The sequence below is a fragment of the Paenibacillus xinjiangensis genome, from assembly GCF_059686975.1.
Genome location: NZ_JCAALS010000019.1, coordinates 120,242 through 136,758, shown reverse-complemented (window position 1 = coordinate 136,758; position 16,517 = coordinate 120,242). Strand labels below are relative to the sequence as shown.

General features: G+C 44.6%; 18 protein-coding genes and 2 pseudogenes. 18 read left to right on the top strand and 2 right to left on the bottom strand.

Translation table 11 applies throughout. From position 1 onward, the window contains the following. Positions 1-340: 340 nt before the first annotated feature. Entirely contained in the window at positions 341-529 is a 189-nt protein-coding gene (locus AC6ESP_RS19275) for a hypothetical protein (RefSeq protein ID WP_497098353.1), read from the top strand. 20 nt (positions 530-549) lie between these two features. After that, positions 550-1,232: pseudogene (locus tag AC6ESP_RS19270) on the top strand (excinuclease ABC subunit UvrA); the annotation flags it as partial. Positions 1,233-1,453: 221 nt separating this feature from the next. On the opposite strand, the gene AC6ESP_RS19265 reads toward AC6ESP_RS19270, so the two are convergent. Further along, complete coding sequence (locus tag AC6ESP_RS19265; protein WP_497098352.1) at positions 1,454-1,807, bottom strand: winged helix-turn-helix transcriptional regulator; 354 nt, start codon at positions 1,805-1,807, stop codon at positions 1,454-1,456. A gap of 209 nt (positions 1,808-2,016) precedes the next feature. Between AC6ESP_RS19265 and AC6ESP_RS19260 the strand changes: the two genes are divergently transcribed. The 7 genes from AC6ESP_RS19260 to AC6ESP_RS19230 all read left to right on the top strand — a co-directional run bounded on the left by AC6ESP_RS19260 (position 2,017) and on the right by AC6ESP_RS19230 (position 7,147). Next, positions 2,017-3,051 (top strand): LLM class flavin-dependent oxidoreductase, encoded by a 1,035-nt coding sequence (locus AC6ESP_RS19260; RefSeq protein WP_497098351.1) that lies wholly within the window; start codon positions 2,017-2,019, stop codon positions 3,049-3,051. 26 nt (positions 3,052-3,077) lie between these two features. Beyond that, on the top strand, positions 3,078-4,205 hold the full coding sequence (locus tag AC6ESP_RS19255; protein WP_497098350.1) for an NtaA/DmoA family FMN-dependent monooxygenase: 1,128 nt from the start codon (positions 3,078-3,080) through the stop codon (positions 4,203-4,205). Positions 4,206-4,524: 319 nt separating this feature from the next. Beyond that, positions 4,525-4,950 (top strand): MarR family winged helix-turn-helix transcriptional regulator, encoded by a 426-nt coding sequence (locus AC6ESP_RS19250; protein ID WP_497098349.1) that lies wholly within the window; start codon positions 4,525-4,527, stop codon positions 4,948-4,950. Between the two features lie 27 nt (positions 4,951-4,977). Further along, the gene (locus tag AC6ESP_RS19245) at positions 4,978-5,106 is read left to right on the top strand and encodes a hypothetical protein (protein ID WP_497098362.1); all 129 of its coding nucleotides are present in this window, start codon (positions 4,978-4,980) and stop codon (positions 5,104-5,106) included. A 46-nt stretch (positions 5,107-5,152) separates the two neighbouring features. Beyond that, complete coding sequence (locus AC6ESP_RS19240) at positions 5,153-6,256, top strand: Gfo/Idh/MocA family protein (protein ID WP_497098348.1); 1,104 nt, start codon at positions 5,153-5,155, stop codon at positions 6,254-6,256. Between the two features lie 157 nt (positions 6,257-6,413). Continuing rightward, a complete protein-coding gene (locus AC6ESP_RS19235) occupies positions 6,414-6,596 on the top strand; it encodes a hypothetical protein (RefSeq protein ID WP_497098347.1) in 183 nt (60 codons plus the stop codon). Between the two features lie 125 nt (positions 6,597-6,721). After that, a complete protein-coding gene (locus AC6ESP_RS19230) occupies positions 6,722-7,147 on the top strand; it encodes a MarR family winged helix-turn-helix transcriptional regulator (protein WP_497098346.1) in 426 nt (141 codons plus the stop codon). Between the two features lie 278 nt (positions 7,148-7,425). Here the strand turns inward: AC6ESP_RS19230 and AC6ESP_RS19225 are convergent, their stop codons facing one another. Beyond that, on the bottom strand, positions 7,426-8,439 hold the full coding sequence (locus AC6ESP_RS19225) for an alpha/beta fold hydrolase (RefSeq protein ID WP_497098345.1): 1,014 nt from the start codon (positions 8,437-8,439) through the stop codon (positions 7,426-7,428). A gap of 129 nt (positions 8,440-8,568) precedes the next feature. On the opposite strand from AC6ESP_RS19225, the gene AC6ESP_RS19220 reads away from it, so the two are divergent. The 9 genes and pseudogenes from AC6ESP_RS19220 to AC6ESP_RS19180 all read left to right on the top strand — a co-directional run bounded on the left by AC6ESP_RS19220 (position 8,569) and on the right by AC6ESP_RS19180 (position 16,389). After that, the gene (locus tag AC6ESP_RS19220) at positions 8,569-9,474 is read left to right on the top strand and encodes a LysR family transcriptional regulator (protein WP_497098344.1); all 906 of its coding nucleotides are present in this window, start codon (positions 8,569-8,571) and stop codon (positions 9,472-9,474) included. A gap of 329 nt (positions 9,475-9,803) precedes the next feature. Continuing rightward, positions 9,804-10,109, top strand: a complete 306-nt coding sequence (locus tag AC6ESP_RS19215) for a PadR family transcriptional regulator (RefSeq protein ID WP_497098361.1) — start codon at positions 9,804-9,806, stop codon at positions 10,107-10,109. After that, positions 10,109-10,456, top strand: coding sequence for a DUF1048 domain-containing protein (locus AC6ESP_RS19210; protein WP_497098343.1), 348 nt, complete (start codon positions 10,109-10,111; stop codon positions 10,454-10,456). Before AC6ESP_RS19215 ends, AC6ESP_RS19210 begins: the two co-directional genes overlap by 1 nt. Before the next feature lie 9 nt (positions 10,457-10,465). Then, on the top strand, positions 10,466-10,789 hold the full coding sequence (locus AC6ESP_RS19205; protein WP_497098342.1) for a DUF1048 domain-containing protein: 324 nt from the start codon (positions 10,466-10,468) through the stop codon (positions 10,787-10,789). A gap of 24 nt (positions 10,790-10,813) precedes the next feature. Further along, positions 10,814-10,912 (top strand): annotated as a pseudogene (locus AC6ESP_RS19200) (ABC transporter ATP-binding protein); the annotation flags it as partial. 280 nt (positions 10,913-11,192) lie between these two features. Beyond that, positions 11,193-12,971 carry a sensor histidine kinase gene (locus AC6ESP_RS19195; protein ID WP_497098341.1) on the top strand — a complete coding sequence of 593 codons (1,779 nt, stop codon included), beginning with the start codon at positions 11,193-11,195 and terminating at the stop codon, positions 12,969-12,971. After that, positions 12,964-14,574 (top strand): response regulator transcription factor, encoded by a 1,611-nt coding sequence (locus AC6ESP_RS19190; protein WP_497098340.1) that lies wholly within the window; start codon positions 12,964-12,966, stop codon positions 14,572-14,574. Before AC6ESP_RS19195 ends, AC6ESP_RS19190 begins: the two co-directional genes overlap by 8 nt. Positions 14,575-14,635: 61 nt before the next feature. Continuing rightward, a complete protein-coding gene (locus AC6ESP_RS19185) occupies positions 14,636-15,550 on the top strand; it encodes a carbohydrate ABC transporter permease (RefSeq protein ID WP_497098339.1) in 915 nt (304 codons plus the stop codon). Further along, positions 15,550-16,389 (top strand): carbohydrate ABC transporter permease, encoded by an 840-nt coding sequence (locus tag AC6ESP_RS19180; RefSeq protein WP_497098338.1) that lies wholly within the window; start codon positions 15,550-15,552, stop codon positions 16,387-16,389. The genes AC6ESP_RS19185 and AC6ESP_RS19180 overlap by 1 nt, the downstream gene beginning before the upstream one ends. Positions 16,390-16,517 lie beyond the last annotated feature (128 nt).

The window sequence follows — 16,517 nt, the reverse complement described above, 5'->3', positions numbered from 1 at the left end:
ATAAACGAACGTAATTGCTCTTTGGTCCACAGTCCCATGTGCTCTCCCCAACCTTTCTACTACTTTCATTTTAGTAGGTTTTGGAGTTTACACAAACTATTTTACAGACTCACAGGTATCGGACGACAAGAACATATATACAACTGAAGTCGCATAATATGCGGCTTTTTTATTTATTGTATAGAAGTTCTTGTCGTTTTGCACAAGACAAGAACTTCTATACAAAGCCGTAATAGGACAAAAATTAGGCGTTTGAACATCGGATAATGTATAATCATTCAGTTATTAATTATTACATGTAAAGATAAAACATCTTTGTAGGTCTTGACCCTTACACCTTTTGAAGAAACCTTGGAAAGTCGCGGTATTCGGAATTATTGGAATCGTTGTTCTTATCATTATATTCGCTGCTGCCTTTGGACCTGAGGTTTTGGCAGGTTTGTTTGGACGCATTTTAATCTTAGCAGACATTGCGTGGCTAATCATTGTCGGGATTCATGCAACGAAGCTGGGAGCTTCTAAAGGGTAATAGTCGAGGTATATGGTTATAACGAGTTATTCCTGAATCAGCATCCAGATGCAATCGTCATCAACCAAACGGCAGTTGGAGTATCTACTCGATCAAATCCAGCGACACACACGGGTATCATGGATGACATTCGCAAAGCATTTGCATCCGCCAACAAAGTAAATCAAGGTTTATTCAGCTTTAACTCCAAGGTGGCTTGCGAGAATTGCCAAGGGCTAGGTGTTGTATATACGGATCTTGCTTTTCTCGACAGTGTGAAGCTGCCATGTAATGCATGCGGCGGCAATCGGTTCAAGGAAGAATTATAAGCATATAAACTGCATGGAAAGTCCATTGCAGAAGTGCTGGAGTTGACGGTAGAACAGGCGCTGGGCTTCTTCCAGTTGAAGGACGTTGTGCACAAGCTCCAGGCAATGAGCGATGTCGGACTGAATTATATTACGCTCGGCCAGCCGCTCAGTACCCTATCTGGCGAAAATGCCAGCGCATCAAGCTGGATAGCGAATTGCACAAGGATGGAAGCATTTATGTGATGGACGAGCCTACGACAGGCTTGCATATGTCGGACATCGGTCTTCTGATGGATATTATAAATCGGCTAGTGGATATGGGTAATACGGTCATCGTCATTGAGCATAACCTTGACGTCATTAGCCAAGCTGACTGGATTATCGACATGAGGCCTGATGGCGGTAGAACAGGAATATCAAATCAAATCAATGATTATTGTTTAAATCTAACCACCTTGCGCACTAAAACGCTGGTGGTTATTTATTTCGGTCAACTTATAATCTTCCCGCGCTATTCCTTTTGTCGCACATAAACAGCTTCCATGCGCTTTTTTGCATTCTACATATTGACCGTAAAAGGCAAGCATATCAACAGTGAAATCAGTTTTCCTTGCTCATGGAAACACTCTTCAGATTAAGCTTTTTCTCCGTATTCTTTACCGAAGTCTTCCATCTTTTCAAGGATCGGTAGTAATTTGCTTCCCTTGTCTGTTAACGAATATTCTACTCGCGGAGGAACTTCCGGATAAACATCACGTTTAATTACTCCATCGTTCTCCAATTCTTTAAGCTGCTTAGTAAGAGAGCCTTGTGATAGATCTCCAAGGAATTTTTTGATATCCGTATAACGACGTGTTTCACTTTTAAGGTACCATAGTATAAAATATTTCCAACGTCCTGAAAGAACATTCTGAGTAAAGGCTATCGCATACATTTCCCTTTTCTCGTCCATAAACTCTTTATCAAATCCTTCATTACAAACCCTCATTAATACCACTCCTAATCTAAAGGTACAAATAGATGTACTATGTTCATTTAAATTGCCCTCTTTGCAAACGAAACGAATAAACTTATGATTGTGTCAACAAACCAAGACAAACATTTTTAGTTTACCTAAAATGTGAAAAGATAATATTCTATTTTAGTTTTATATTTAGCAAGCTAAATAAATATAACATAGAAAGGATTAACTGATAAGTGAATACAGGAAATAGACTAAAACTTTCGATTTTGGACTTTGTTCATATCTATAAAGGAACGGAGGCTGCGAAAAGTCTCCAAAACATGACGGAAATGGTTCAATTAGCAGAACAGTGGGGGTTCAACAGGTATTGGTTCACTGAACACCATAACACAACAACCTTGATGAGTACTTCACCAGACTTGCTGAGCCTGCATGCAGCAGCTCATACAAAAAGGATTCGAGTAGGTTCTGGTGGGATCATGTTGCCTAACCACAGTCCCTTGAAAGTTATGGAGAACTTTACTCTTCTTGAGGGACTATATCCAGGGCGAGTTGACCTTGGGATCGGTCGGGCTTCTGGAACGGATGGCTGGACGATGTGGGCTCTGCTAAGATCCAGAGAATTATTGGGGGTAAATGATTTCCCAGAGCAATTAGATAACCTGCTTTCCTTTTTTGACCGTAACTTTAAAGAAACTCACCCGTTTAGTCATATCAATCCCCCTGGAGATAAATCCATGGTTCCAGATATGTTTATACTCGGATCTAGTGAGGGTGGATTACAGTTTGCCTTAGAAAAAGGATTAGGATTTGTATTTGCAGCTCATTTGGCACCACAACTGGCTATTCCTATGTTAAGAGCTTACCATTCGGGTTTTAAACCTTCGTCCTATTTAAGCGAACCCCAAAGTATGTTAGCGACGATCGTTATTACAGCTGAGACGGAAGAAGAGGCTAGATATATAGCAGGACCGGCGGAGTTAATGTGGGCACAGATGAGCACAGGGATGAAAAATCTTACTTTTCCTACACCTGAAGAAGCTAGAAATCACATGTATACTGCTGAAGAAGAATTAGCTAAAGAAAGAAATAAAGAACGCTTTATTATTGGAAATGTTGGACAGGTTGCCGAGCAACTTCATCAAATTGCGAAAGCAAGTTTAGTTGATGAAATCATGATTGCAGACTTTTATCCTAATCAGGAAAGCCGAAAGAAAGGGCATGCATTACTGGCAGCTGAATTAGATTTATCGCAGGGGAATAAATGAACTTGTAAAAAGGAGATCATTCAACAATGGAAGAAAGAAAGCTTAAATTAGGAGGAATTATTGATGGCGTTGGTTGGAATTACACGGGGTGGCGACATCCCGACATTCCAGCAAATGCAAGTGAAAATATTGAATATTACGTTCAAAAAGCCATACAGCTTGAACAGGGAAAGTTCGATCTCATCTTTTTGGCAGACGTAAGTCATATTGGACCTGGCATGATCCCACACTATCTAAGCATGTTTGAGGGCGTATCTATTTTGTCTGCATTGAGTATGGTAACTCACTCCATTGGCTTGACCGCAACAATAGCAACTTCATATGCTGATCCATTTACGGTTGCCAGACAAATCGCCTCGCTCGACAAGATTAGTAAGGGTAGAGCGGGATGGAATGCGGTCACCTCTAATCCGGGAGGGTTAGCCAATTACAGTCGGTCTCATTTAAGGAAAGCAGATCTTTATCCCATGAAAAGAGAGTTTTTAGAGATCGTTGAAGGCCTCTGGGATTCGTATGAAGACGATGCCTTCATACGTGACAAGGAAAGTGGGGTATTTTATAACCCGCATAAGATGCATCCAATAAATTATTCTGGGAATTACTTTTCAGTGGAGGGGCCATTAAATATCAGTCGATCCCGACAAGGTAGACCCGTCGTCTTTCAAGCCGGTACCTCCTTGGAATTCATGGATATTGCTGCACAGCACGCTGAAGTCATCATGGCACCTGGAGATGATTTTGAATATCTCAAGGTATTCACTGCTGAACTTAAACGCAAAGTGCAAAATCAAGGGCGTTCACCAAACGACCTGCTGATTATGCCTTCTCAAAATCCCATCGTTGGTGCAACGGAAAAAGAAGCCTTAGAAAAGCTAAGGGAAATCGAATCATGGATGCCTAAAGGTTATCGAGTGCCGAAACCTCAATTGATGGGGTCAGCAGAACATGTTGCTGAACAAATAGAACATTGGTATCGGGAAGGCGTCATGGATATCTTGCTGATTAGACAAGATCATCCAGCAGGATTTGAGGACTTTATCCAATTGGTTGTTCCCATATTGCAAGATAAAGGCATATTCCGAAAGGAATATGAGGACGACACACTTCGGGGGAATTTATCTCTACCTTACCCTGAGAATAGATATACGAAGTAATAATAAAAAAATAAGTTAAACAAGAGGAGAAATCATTGATGAAAAACCGAATTACAGAACTATTGTTTCAGCGGCTATGACATGGGTCACTTCCGCGGAATTTGTTGCAGCAGTATCCAATGCAGGTTAACGTTAGATGGCGATCTGATCAATGGTACCATTAATGTATCTGAATCTGAATCAGCCGGTGGTATTCAACACATTTTAACGTGTCAAGAAGTGATTGAAGAAGTTGCTAAATCCATCGGATGAAGGTTTCACATCTATTTTGCTCTCATATAGTTAGCCCGCTAAATAAAATGAGAGGCAGGATGAATGAATGACAGATCAAGTGGATTGTGATATTCGTCAGTCGTTAGATCGAGTTTCCTCTCAAATGCGTCGACATTACAGCGAATCTCTAAGAGAGCTTAACCTTTACGTGGGTCAAGATAATTTACTGTATCGCTTGTGGTTAGACGATGGGATAACACAAATGCAACTAAGTGAACATCTAAAATGCGAACCTCCTACGGTAACGAATATGGTTAAATCACTAGAGCAAAATGGGTTTATATACCGGAAACGTGATGAACAAGACGCAAGAGTTATGCGAATTTATCTCACAGAAAAAGGAAAAGAATTAGAGGTTCCGGTTGAGATCAAATGGAAAGCACAACAGGAAAAATTACTACATTCCATGACTATGGAAGATCGTTTGATACTCAGACAATTAATTCAGAAGTTGGAGAGAAATTTATCATGAGCTCTCTACTGCCAATGAGCAAAGGATATTATCGGGGCTGGACCCGGCCTCGGTTTCTCATTGGCCAAAACATTTGGAAAACATGGTCTTCGCATCGCTTTGGTATCCAGAACCCAAGATAAGCTCAATCAATATGCAAATCATATAAAAGATTAGGGCATAGATAAGTTATCAAAATTCAAAATAAGGGAGATGTTTTACATTGAGTAAAAAAATTCGTACAGGAATCATAGGTGCTTCAATTAATAACGGATGGGCAAGCGGCACACATATTCCAGCCATTGAGCATTTGGATGAGTTTGAGCTTACAGCAGTGGGGACAAGCAATATGGCGAGTGCGAAGAAGAGCGCAGAAGCCTTCCACGCAGATCACGGCTTTGATAACATGGAGGATTTGGCTCAACATCCTGATGTGGACATGGTAGTCGTCAGTATTAACGTCAAGGAACATTATAATGCTGTTAAAGCCATTGCTCCTGCTGGAAAACCGATATATTGCGAATGGCCACTGGGATCAAATACGGGTGAAGCGCATGAAATGCAGGAATGGGTATCGTCCGCACAATTGCCAAATGCTATTGGATTACAGGCCAGACAAGCCCCGGCAATTCAGTATGTGAAAGATTTATTGGCAGAAGGTTATGTTGGAAACGTATTGTCTGCCAATCTAAAGATCTCCATTGATGGAATGGGTGGCGTAGGTGACAAGTCCAGTGCGTACTTGTTTGATCGGAAGATTGGAGGGAACTTGCTCACCATTGTAGGTGGACATAATCTCGATGCATTTACCTACATGCTTGGGGACTTTACCGAACTTTCTGCCCTCACAGCACAGCAGTTTCCTGATGTCGAATTGGTGGATATTCAGAAAGTCATCAAGAAGACGACCGATGATCAAATACTGATTGCTGGAAAATTAACGAGTGGTGCAGCAGCCAGTGTTCATATTCAAGGTGGAGTCAAACATCAGACAGGACTTGCACTTGAAATTTTCGGAGACAAGGGCACAATCGTGCTGAGCGCCCCTGCATCCATTCAATTCGGCTCACACCAACTACGCGGTGCAGGACCTACTGACAAAGAGCTTCGTGAACTACCTATTCCTGATTCCTATTACTGGGGCCCAGATTCTCTCAAAGACGACTCAGGATTTGTTCTGAATATGGCTCAGGCTTATCGTAAGTTCGCTCAAGATATTCAAGAAGGCACAGCCTCAACACCTACTTTCGCGGATGCTGTGAAGCTTCATCAGTTACTTGATGCCGTCGAAAAATCAGCACAGACCGGTGAACGTCAATATTTTTAATGCTAAGAATCCGCAGCGATCAAACACATTGCAGCTGCGGATTCTTAATCGTTTGCGATCACTCAGTTCAACATTTATTTAGCAGGCTAATTATTAGCACTTCACAAAAAGGTGATTCCACTCTGCGCCTATCCGGAATAAAGGAGAAGAAAACGATATGAAAACAAGAAGTGAGATGCAACTGGCTCTACAGATGGTTCTGGGTATGGAGCCGAATTCAGCGCATGGAGAATGCCTGGCACTGACCCTGCAGCATACACCAATATGGATAGTTATGTGGAACGAACGCCATCAAAAGATACATCGGGCACGAAACAAGCAAGGATTTGCCAAAAAATAAGTTTCAAACCTTGGATATGAGAGCTGCCCCAATAGGGGGCAGCTCTAAGGTAAATTGACACCTGTATATCACCGTGATACATTTAGTCTGCTAAATATAATTCCGATGACAGGGAGGGATAATTCATGACAGATGCAGTAGATTGTGATATTCGACAGTCGTTAGATCGGATTTCCTCCCAAATGCGTCGAAATTATAGTGAATCTCTTAGGGAACTTAATCTCTATGTAGGGCAAGATAATTTGTTGTATCGTCTGTGGTTGGGTGATGGGGTAACACAAATGCAACTATGTGAACACTTGAAATGCGAACCTCCAACGGTAACGAACATGGTTAAATCACTGGAGCAGAACGGATTTATATATCGTAAACGAGATGTACAAGATGCAAGGATCATGCGTATTTTTCTAACGGACAAAGGCAAAGAATTAGAGAAACCGGTTGAGATTAAATGGAGGGAGCAGCAGGAGAAATTACTTCAATCCATTTCTACGGAAGATCGGCTGGTATTAAGACAATTAATGCAACAAATAGAGAGTAATATATTATAACTCTCCATTTCTTCATTCGGCAAAAATATTTGAAAATGATCCGGGGACAACAGAGACGATCCGTTTCAGGATGAGAGCTAACGGCGCGATCTACCGTCCCATACAGGGGGGGCTGCAGCGTATGGACAGCCGGCGCAGATTACTTTATTGTAAACGTTCTTGTCCCGAGTCGAAGTACCGATTGCCGAAAAGGACAAGAACATGTTCAGATTACCGATTTGATGATGATCTAAATAGGTGCGTCAAAGATAATAATGATGCCTAAAGCGACTTGTATACTATCCTAACTGCAAAAATTGTCTTAGATGACTATCTATAACGAGTGAATCCGGCTCGTTTGCTCCAATTCCAAAGCAGTGTCCCCACTTGGATTCTATGGGTCGAAAAACAGCATTCGGCATATGTTGAACGTCATACGCACTGTCCTCTGGAGTGAAAAACAAATCACTTGACCCCGGCATAACGAGTGCAGGAGAGGTGATTTTACTTAACGCCTGTTCGAAGTTGTAGCGATCCACGGGATTATCGCTAATGTCCCCATGTATTCCTGTACGCAACATGGCAATCAAGTCATTAGCATCAAAGGACAAAAATACCTGATCCCAGTAATCTTCTACATAAGATTTCAAAGAATTGTATCCTTCAGATTGATACAAATTCTCCAAATAGTACGCCTGCGAAAAACCCCATGGTGCATAGGCTCTTCCCATCGCTGCGAGACCGATAACCGGTGGACGCTCGTACCTTCCTTTTTTAAAATTCGTATCCGCCTGTAACGCTGCGATCATACCTTCGAATACCAGCTGCGCATGCGGTCTGGTTTTTGCCGTTCCGCCAAATGGTGCAATACGTTCGACCATTTCAGGATAACTCGTTCCCCATTGAAAAACTTGCATGGCTCCCATAGACCAACCCACAACGAGTTTGATTTTGGTGATACCGAATTTTTGAGTGATTAGTTGATGTTGAGAACGTACATTGTCATACATAGAGATGAGAGGAAAATTCCCCTTATCAAAAGGAGCGGTAGTATTGCTTGGAGAGGACGATAATCCGTTACCCAACATATTGGGCACAATGATAAAATATCGATTGGGATCTAGTGCCTTGTTCTCTCCAATTAACCATTCATTATCTGTGTGAAGACCAGCAAACCAAGTCGGATATACAATAACATTGTTCTTTGCGGCATTTAAGGTTCCGTAGGTCTTATAAGCAATAAATGCTTGAGGGAGTTGTTGACCCGATTGAAGCAATAAATCTCCAAGGGGATATGTTTCATAATCGTTCATTGATGGATGCCCCTTCAAAATAAAATTAGTAATCACTTGTTTTCACTCTACGATACATATATCATCAAATCAATGAAACATTTTCGAATGTTACATTCAATTTTTTTGAACGAAGAAGGTGCTCGATTAATGGAAATACGCCAACTAAAAACGTTTTGGACTCTTGCTTCTACATGCAGCTTTAGTCGAACTGCTGAACTATTGAACTATGTACCATCTACCATAACCATGCAAATCAAATCCTTGGAAGAAGAGCTTGGCGTGAAATTGCTAGATCGATTAGGCAAGAATGTCGTGTTATCGGATGCCGGCGAACAATTTTTGCCGTATGCCACTAAAATTTTAAACGATGTAGAAGAAGCGAAGTGCGTAGCTAGTCAGCACGGAGAAACGACGGGAACCGTTATTATAGGGGCAGACGAAGTTCTTTGCGCATACCTTCTTCCCTCCTTGTTTAGACGTTTTCGTGAAAACTTTCCAGGCGTTCGTCTTTTGTTTCGTCCCTTGTCCGGCCAAGAGCTTAGACATAGTCTAAGAGAAGGGCTTGCAGATGTCATTTTTGTATTGGATGAATTCGTTGGAGCCAAAGACCTTCATTCAGAGTTTTTGAAAGATGAGCTATTTCGAATGGTGGTATCTCCAGATCATCTGCTGGCAACTCGTTCCTCATTGATCATTGATGACTTTCACAGACAGCATTTTTTGTTGACCGAAAAGAACTGTTCTTATCGCAGTCATTTTCACCAGTCCCTATTGAAAAAAGGCGCCGATGCTTTGACAGAACTGGAGTTTCATAGCGTAGAGGCAATTAAACAATGTGCTGTGGCTGGTCTTGGGATCGCCCTGTTGCCTGATATGGCCTTGAAGGAAGAGTTGAGAGAGGGGAGGCTGGTTGCTCTACCATGGGATTTATCTGATTTATCATTTTCGGCACAAATGCTCTGGCATCATGAGAAATGGATTTCTCCATCAATGGCGGCCTTCATTCATACAGCAAAGAGTGAGTTAAAAATAGAAGGAGTATCTGGCCCATAAGAGGAACAATTCCAAAGTTATCAAGAGCGAAAAATCTTTTACCGGAAGTTGAAGTGCACCCCTTAAAATGGAAATGGGAAAACCGCTGTGTTTAACCGATGATATTTTTTTAAGCGATAGACAAAAACATAGTACCATTCAAAGTCGCTAAATTAGCGGCTTTTTTGTTTATTGTATAGAATAGGATGGTGAAAATGTAAAATCCGTGACCAGAGCAAACGTTATTGACAAACCATCTACTGCGTGATAATTTATAGATGTAGTAAGTAATACTGCATACCGGTCATACAGAATAGCAAGGAGTGATTGTGCTGGAAAACCTAACGGAAATGCTCAAAGGCGTGCTTGAGGGCTGCGTCCTTGAAATTATAAGCTGCAAAGAAACCTATGGCTACGAAATCACGCGGCAGCTGAACGCCCTCGGCTTCACAGATGTTGTGGAGGGAACGGTATACACCATCCTGATCCGACTTGAAAAAAACAAGTTGGTGGAGATCACCAAGAAGCCCTCCGACATGGGACCGCCGCGAAAGTTTTTCGCGATCAACGACGCGGGGCGTGAGGAATTGCGGAGGTTCTGGGAAAAATGGGAGTTCGTATCATCAAAAATTATCGAGTTAAAGGAGAAAAAATAATGAATTTTTGGGAAAAAATCACCGGCAGCGACATGACTAAAGAATTGAAAACTTTTGAATCGCGAGCCAAAAAGCTGCCGGCTGATTATCAAGCGGCTTGGAAAAAAATAAATGCCAATCTTTGGCCGCACTCAGATTTTACCGGTCGCAACCTCATGCCAATTCTTGACGGTGTGCTTGGCCTGCTCGAAGAAACGGCGGCGGACGGTCAGCGTGTCCATGAGGTTTTGGGTGACGATATCAAAGGCTTCTGTTCAGCGCTGGCCGGCGAAGAAGGAGCAAAGTCTTTTCGCCATAAGTGGCGCGAGCAACTCAACAATAATATCGCTAAAAAATTAGGTAAATAGGAGGGTAAAATGAGAATAGAAGATATCATCAAAGGCAAAAAAGAGTGGCGAGCGCATGTGTCGCGTGTCAAAGCGCTCCCGCAAGATTATCAGATTGTTTATAGAGAGATTCAAAAATATTTCTTTAAGGTCGGCCCTGTTGAGCTAACCGAAGGGACGGGTTTGCTCTCGGGGATTATCGATCTTTTTGAAGGGGGCGCGGCCTTGGGGAAAGGCGTGCTCGAAGTGACGGGCAGTGACGTAGCGGCTTTCTGCGACGATCTAATCAAAGATTCAAAAACTTACGCTGACATCTATCAAGAATCTGTTGACCAAGAAGGTAACAAGACCTGAAAAAGGTTACGGATATAAAAAAGTCTGCGAAAGTCTTTCAAGGACACAGAAGTCCTAAAAGGCGTCGATTTTGAAGTGAAGCGAGGTGAGATTTTCGCCCTTGGCTCCAACGGCGCGGGTAAGATGTCGGACGACAAGAACATATATACAACTGAAGTCGCATAATATGCGGCTTTTTATTGTATAGATGTTCTTGTCGTTTGCGCAAGACAAGAACTTCTATACAATCCCGTGAACCAAAAAGAACACGAGTTATTAAGCTATACCAGCTAATAGCATGTCAACATCTCCAGTAAAACAACTCGAAGTCCTGTGTTATAGTGATTAATAAGCATACAGTCCTGCTGCCGATGCCTGCGGGATGGAGAGGGGGAAGACGGTGTTTTATTCGCTTCGAAATCGCTTGATCGCCATCTTTGTGCTGCTGTTTGTACTCGCTTTCTGTACGATGTCCATCCTAATCTTCAACCAATCGCGGTCGATGATCCGCGCCCATATCGAATCGTCAGCACTTGAGAAGATGGACGAATACGGATCCTATATCAGCATGGTTCAGACACAAGTATATGACCTTGCTTCCATCGTCTTCAACAGTGACACGACTAAGAACTGGGATGCCTTGATCTCCGATCCGAATGCAAGCACAGGGGAGAAAAATTCCGCTCATTACCGCATGAGCCAGTTTCTGACGCAAACGACCAACAGCTACTCGAGCGTTTCCTCGGTTACGGTCTACAGAAGAGAGGGGATGTGGGTGAGCAGCGGCAATCAGGTCGTCTTCGATCAAACGCTTGTAGACAAGCCTTGGTATCAAGATCTCATCCAAGATTACGAATATTGGGTTCCTGCCGGGCAGGATACTGCCGAGCTGCGCAACAACAATCCGAGTTTTGTTATTGGCATGCTCATGCCGATCGGTGCGTTCGAGCCCGCTAATGCGAAGAGCATCATGAAGGTGAATGTAACGGCCGATTACTTTCTCGATCCGCTGGAAAGAATCCATTTGGGAACGGGTGGCAGTATCTACTTGCTCGATCAGGACGGTCAGCCGATGATAAGCCAGTCGGAATATGTCGCGCATTCGAATATGCAGAAAGCCGTAGATGCTATTCGGACTGGTTCTGGCAAGCAAGGCGTCGTATACGTGAAGAGTGAACAAGGGGCTAAAGAGATTCTAGTCTACAAAAAGCTGGCCAAAACGAATTGGATGCTCATCGGGTTTGTATCCGAGAAGGACCTCTATGCGCCGCTGATGAAGCTTCGCAATACGATCTTCATTCTTGCGACAATCCTTATTATCCTATCAATCCTGCTTGCAACGTGGCTGTCGCATAGTATCACGAAACCGCTTACCCGTCTCATAACCGCTATGCGCTACGTGGAGCGGGGAGACTTCGAAATCGCCGAGAGCCGAGTGCCTTCGGCGAAGTTCATTCGGAATGAGATCGATTATGCAAGCTCTACGTTCCGGCAGATGGTTGTCAGGCTGAGGCGTCATATCAAAGACGAATTCGAGCTGAAGCTGCTGCGGCAGCAGGCGGAATACAAAACGCTGCTTATGCAAATTAATCCGCACTTTCTGTTCAACACGCTGGAGCTCATAAGCAGTCTCGCGATTCAGAAGCGAACCGACGATACGGTGGAAGTGATTGAATGGCTTGGCAAAATGATGCGCTTCTCGCTCCGGATTAACGAGGATTTGATACGGTTAGCCGAAGAACTCAAATACGTGCGGTATTATGTGTCGATCCTGCGTATCCGGTTCGGGGGAAAGCTGAGCATGGAGATCGACGAGGAAGATGTCGGTCAATTGGTTATCATTAAGTTCATCCTTCAACCGCTTATAGAAAACGCCGTTAAGTATAGCTTTGTCAGCGGAGAAGGGGCTGATGTTCGCATCGAGGTGAGACGCAGACAAGGCCGCGTTCATCTAACCGTATCCGACAAGGGGCCGGGTATGCCGGAAGCGCTGAGGCGCAAGCTGGTTGAACAATCGGCCAGAGCTCAGCTTGATAACATCCTGAATAACGATGGTGCACAGGTCGGACTCGGTAATGTGCTCGCCCGGTGCCGTCTCTATTACGGCTCGCTCTTCGAAGTTCGGATCGAAGCCGGACAAGACGGATGCGGCACGACGATTGAACTAATCTTGCCCGAACAGGAGGGACAACGTCATGTATAAAGTATTAATCGTAGACGATGAACAGGAAATACGCCAAGGTCTGCGTCTTAAGATTGATTGGCCAAGCCTTGGTTTTCATATTGCGGGTGAGGCTTCGAACGGGCATGAGGCACTTGATTATTTGGCACATGAGGCGATTGATGTCGTGCTGACCGACATGAATATGCCCGCGATGGACGGAATGGCTTTTCTCGATGCGTGTCGGGAGCAATATCCGATTCTTCGAACGATTGTAATTACCGGCTATGAGGACTTCCACTATGCGAAGTCGGCGGTTCGCAACCATTCACGGGACTATTTGCTGAAGCCGGTGGCGAGGGAAGAGCTGGAGAATGCCGTGACGAAAGTAAAACTGGAGCTCGATAACGAACGTCGCAGCCAGGATCAGGAATCAGTCAATCGTTGGCGGCTCTCGCAATATTATAAAGAAATGAAGGAGAATTTCATCGTTCAGCTCGTTAAGGAGCAGTCGGAGCTGGACAGCTTCGTGCGGCATCGTTCCCGCTTATTCGAACTAGATTCATGGCATGCGCGCGAGGTGCGGTTCATGGCGGCGGGTTTGCGCCCGAAGCTGGTATCGGATGGCGAACAGGCGCGTACGCCTGACAAGTTCCGTCTGCCCTTTGATATCCTATGCCGTGAGATCGCCGATCAGTTCGATGGCCGCGTTCATGCCTTTCGGGATGTCATGTATCCCGGCTTCATGTTTTTTGTTGTCGCGGAGGAGGAGGGGGTACTGGCTTCCATCTCGCAGTCGGTTCGGGACAATGTTGCGGCGTTTATGGATTTTGAAATCAAGCTCGGCGAAGGGCAGCCTATGAAAGGCTTCGAGAGATGGAAGAGCGGATTCCTGTCTGCTCTCTCAGCTTGGAATATCCCTGGTACGATTAAGCAGCAGGACGCAAAGGCAGCATCGGGACAGAGCCTGCTATCGGAGCATACGGTGAAGCTCATAGAGAGATACGTGGTTCGCGGAGAGATAGAGATGTTCAAGCGGGAGGTCGGGCGAGAGCTTGAGGAAGCTTTCCGTTCCTCGCAGCCGGCCTATGTGAAGACGGTATTCCAACTGTATCTAATGCTCGAGCCGATTGCCGGCGAAGCGGGGCTCTCTCTCGAAGCGGACGAGCAGCTATGGCTCAGGCCCGATATGGTGCTAAGCCTGGATACGCCGGATAAGGCGCTTCGTTTCCTTAGCCGGATTACCGACAAAATCATAAGGCTGACGGCCGATGAACCGGGAGGCGAGGAAGCTAGATTCATCGAAGCGGCCTGCCATTTTATCGAAGAAAACTATATGTACGATCTGAATTTGACGATGATTGCCGAGAAGTTCAACTATAATTCATCCTACTTTTCCGAAATGTTCAAGAATAAGGTCGGGAAGACGTTCATCCAATATTTGAATGAAACTCGCATGTCACATGCCGTACACCTGCTGGAGAATACCGCACTTGGCTTATGGGACATTGCAGAGCTGACGGGCTTCTCCAACGCAAGCTACTTCAGCTCCAGGTTCAAGCGGATGTTCGGGACAAGTCCTTCTGAGTACCGTCATACTAAAGCGGCATCTGTAAAAATTGATAGCGACATCCCGAATAAATAGCATTCATCGGCCTTCTTCCGTCGCCTATAATAGGCGTACAACAGGAAAGGAGGCCGCTTCCATGCGAGCTACACGAAAAATAAAGCCGCAGCAGCATAACCTGACCGCTTACGGATTTTTGCTGCCGTGGCTGATCGGTTTCTTCTGCCTTACGCTCGGTCCCATGTTAGGCTCGCTTTATTTGTCCTTAACGAAATACAATTTGCTTACCGCTCCAAAGTGGGTCGGATTGTCCAACTATGTGACGATTTTTACCGATGACCAGACGTTCACGAATTCCTTATGGCTTACTTTCAAATATGTGTTCATGTCCGTACCTTTGCGGCTTGCGTTCGCACTGCTCGTGGCGATGGTGCTTAACAAAGGCATTAAGGCGTTAGGCATTTACCGTACCGTGTATTATGTGCCTTCATTGCTTGGCGGAAGCGTTGCGATTGCGATCGTTTGGCGTCAAATCTTCGATGGCAGCGGACTGGTTAACCGTTTTCTAGGTTGGTTCGGCATCGAAGGACCTTCATGGATCTCTCACCCAGACTACATCGTCTACACGATCATCACACTATCGATATGGCAGTTCGGATCAGCAATGGTCATCTTTCTAGCCGGTCTTAAGCAAATTCCGGCCGATCTGTACGAGGCTGCACAGGTTGACGGCGCGGGCAAAGCGCGAAGCTTCTTCCGTATTACGCTGCCGATGCTGACGCCGGTCATTTTCTTTAACCTGGTCATGAGCATCATCAATTCGTTCCAGGCTTTCACGCCAGCCTTCGTGATCGGCGACGGACGAGGCGGACCGCTCGACGCGACGATGTTCTATACGCTGTACCTGTATATGAAAGGGTTCTCGTTCTTCGAGATGGGGTATGCTTCCGCGCTTGCTTGGATTATGGTCCTTATCGTAGGGGGCTTCACGGCCATCGTATTTATGACGTCTAAGTTTTGGGTATTTTATGGTGATAGCAAGGATGGGAGATGATGCAGATGCAGATGAAAGCAATAGGACTATCGAAACACGTGCTGATCATCCTCTTCGGTATTGCCATGCTCTACCCCGTGCTATGGCTGATCAGCAGTTCCTTTAAGCCGAACGACATGATATTCACGCAGACCGGTCTTTGGCCGAAGGAGTTTACGCTCGACAATTACCGTAAAGGTTGGCAAGGGCTGCAGGACGTTTCATTCGGAACCTTTTTTGCCAACTCTTGGATTATCTCGGTGCTCAGCGTCCTTGGCAATGTTATCACATGTTCTTTCGCGGCGTTTGCATTTGGACGGTTAAGCTTTAAATTTCAAAAGGTATGGTTTGCGCTGATGCTCGTTACGATAATGCTGCCTTACCACGTCACGCTCATCCCGCAATACATTATTTATAACGAGCTGCATTGGATTAATACGTACTTTCCGCTCGTTCTGCCGAAGTGGCTGGCGCATGATTCGTTCTTCATTCTCATGATGGTGCAGTTCATACGCGGTATTCCGAGAGAGCTTGACGAGAGCGCGACGATCGACGGCTGCAGTCAGCGCCAAATTTACTTCAAGATCATCATGCCGCTGCTTACGCCAGCGCTAATCTCTGCGGCTATCTTCACCTTTATTTGGTCATGGGACGATTTCTTCAGCCAAATGATCTATCTGAGCGATATCAAATTGTTTACGGTACAGCTGGGCATTCGTTCGTTGTTCGATCCTTCCGGCCAATCCGATTGGGGCGCGCTGCTTGCGATGTCAACCTTGTCCCTCGTGCCGATTACGCTGATCTTCTTAATCTTCCAGCGATATTTCATGGAGGGAATTGCGACGACAGGACTGAAGTAAACGATTGAGTGAGTTTCGAATGAATCGAGACAATCCAAAAAAAGACAAGCGATGACCTAAAGAAATCAAATTCCAAGTTGGGCACTTTACGATTAACCTAAGTCATGTAAACGGATTCAACTTAAAAT

Excerpts from the sequence above, each read along its gene's own strand:
- AC6ESP_RS19205 (WP_497098342.1), top strand. The coding sequence starts at position 10,466 with ATGAGAATAGAAGATATCATCAAAGGCAAAAAAGAGTGGCGAGCGCAT.
- AC6ESP_RS19215 (WP_497098361.1), top strand. The coding sequence starts at position 9,804 with ATGCTCAAAGGCGTGCTTGAGGGCTGCGTCCTTGAAATTATAAGCTGC.
- AC6ESP_RS19255 (WP_497098350.1), top strand. The coding sequence starts at position 3,078 with ATGGAAGAAAGAAAGCTTAAATTAGGAGGAATTATTGATGGCGTTGGT.
- AC6ESP_RS19235 (WP_497098347.1), top strand. The coding sequence starts at position 6,414 with ATGAAAACAAGAAGTGAGATGCAACTGGCTCTACAGATGGTTCTGGGT.
- AC6ESP_RS19225 (WP_497098345.1), bottom strand. The coding sequence starts at position 8,439 with ATGAACGATTATGAAACATATCCCCTTGGAGATTTATTGCTTCAATCG.
- AC6ESP_RS19265 (WP_497098352.1), bottom strand. The coding sequence starts at position 1,807 with ATGAGGGTTTGTAATGAAGGATTTGATAAAGAGTTTATGGACGAGAAA.
- AC6ESP_RS19210 (WP_497098343.1), top strand. The coding sequence starts at position 10,109 with ATGAATTTTTGGGAAAAAATCACCGGCAGCGACATGACTAAAGAATTG.
- AC6ESP_RS19250 (WP_497098349.1), top strand. The coding sequence starts at position 4,525 with ATGACAGATCAAGTGGATTGTGATATTCGTCAGTCGTTAGATCGAGTT.
- AC6ESP_RS19185 (WP_497098339.1), top strand. The coding sequence starts at position 14,636 with ATGCGAGCTACACGAAAAATAAAGCCGCAGCAGCATAACCTGACCGCT.
- AC6ESP_RS19220 (WP_497098344.1), top strand. The coding sequence starts at position 8,569 with ATGGAAATACGCCAACTAAAAACGTTTTGGACTCTTGCTTCTACATGC.
- AC6ESP_RS19180 (WP_497098338.1), top strand. The coding sequence starts at position 15,550 with ATGCAGATGCAGATGAAAGCAATAGGACTATCGAAACACGTGCTGATC.
- AC6ESP_RS19190 (WP_497098340.1), top strand. The coding sequence starts at position 12,964 with ATGTATAAAGTATTAATCGTAGACGATGAACAGGAAATACGCCAAGGT.
- AC6ESP_RS19230 (WP_497098346.1), top strand. The coding sequence starts at position 6,722 with ATGACAGATGCAGTAGATTGTGATATTCGACAGTCGTTAGATCGGATT.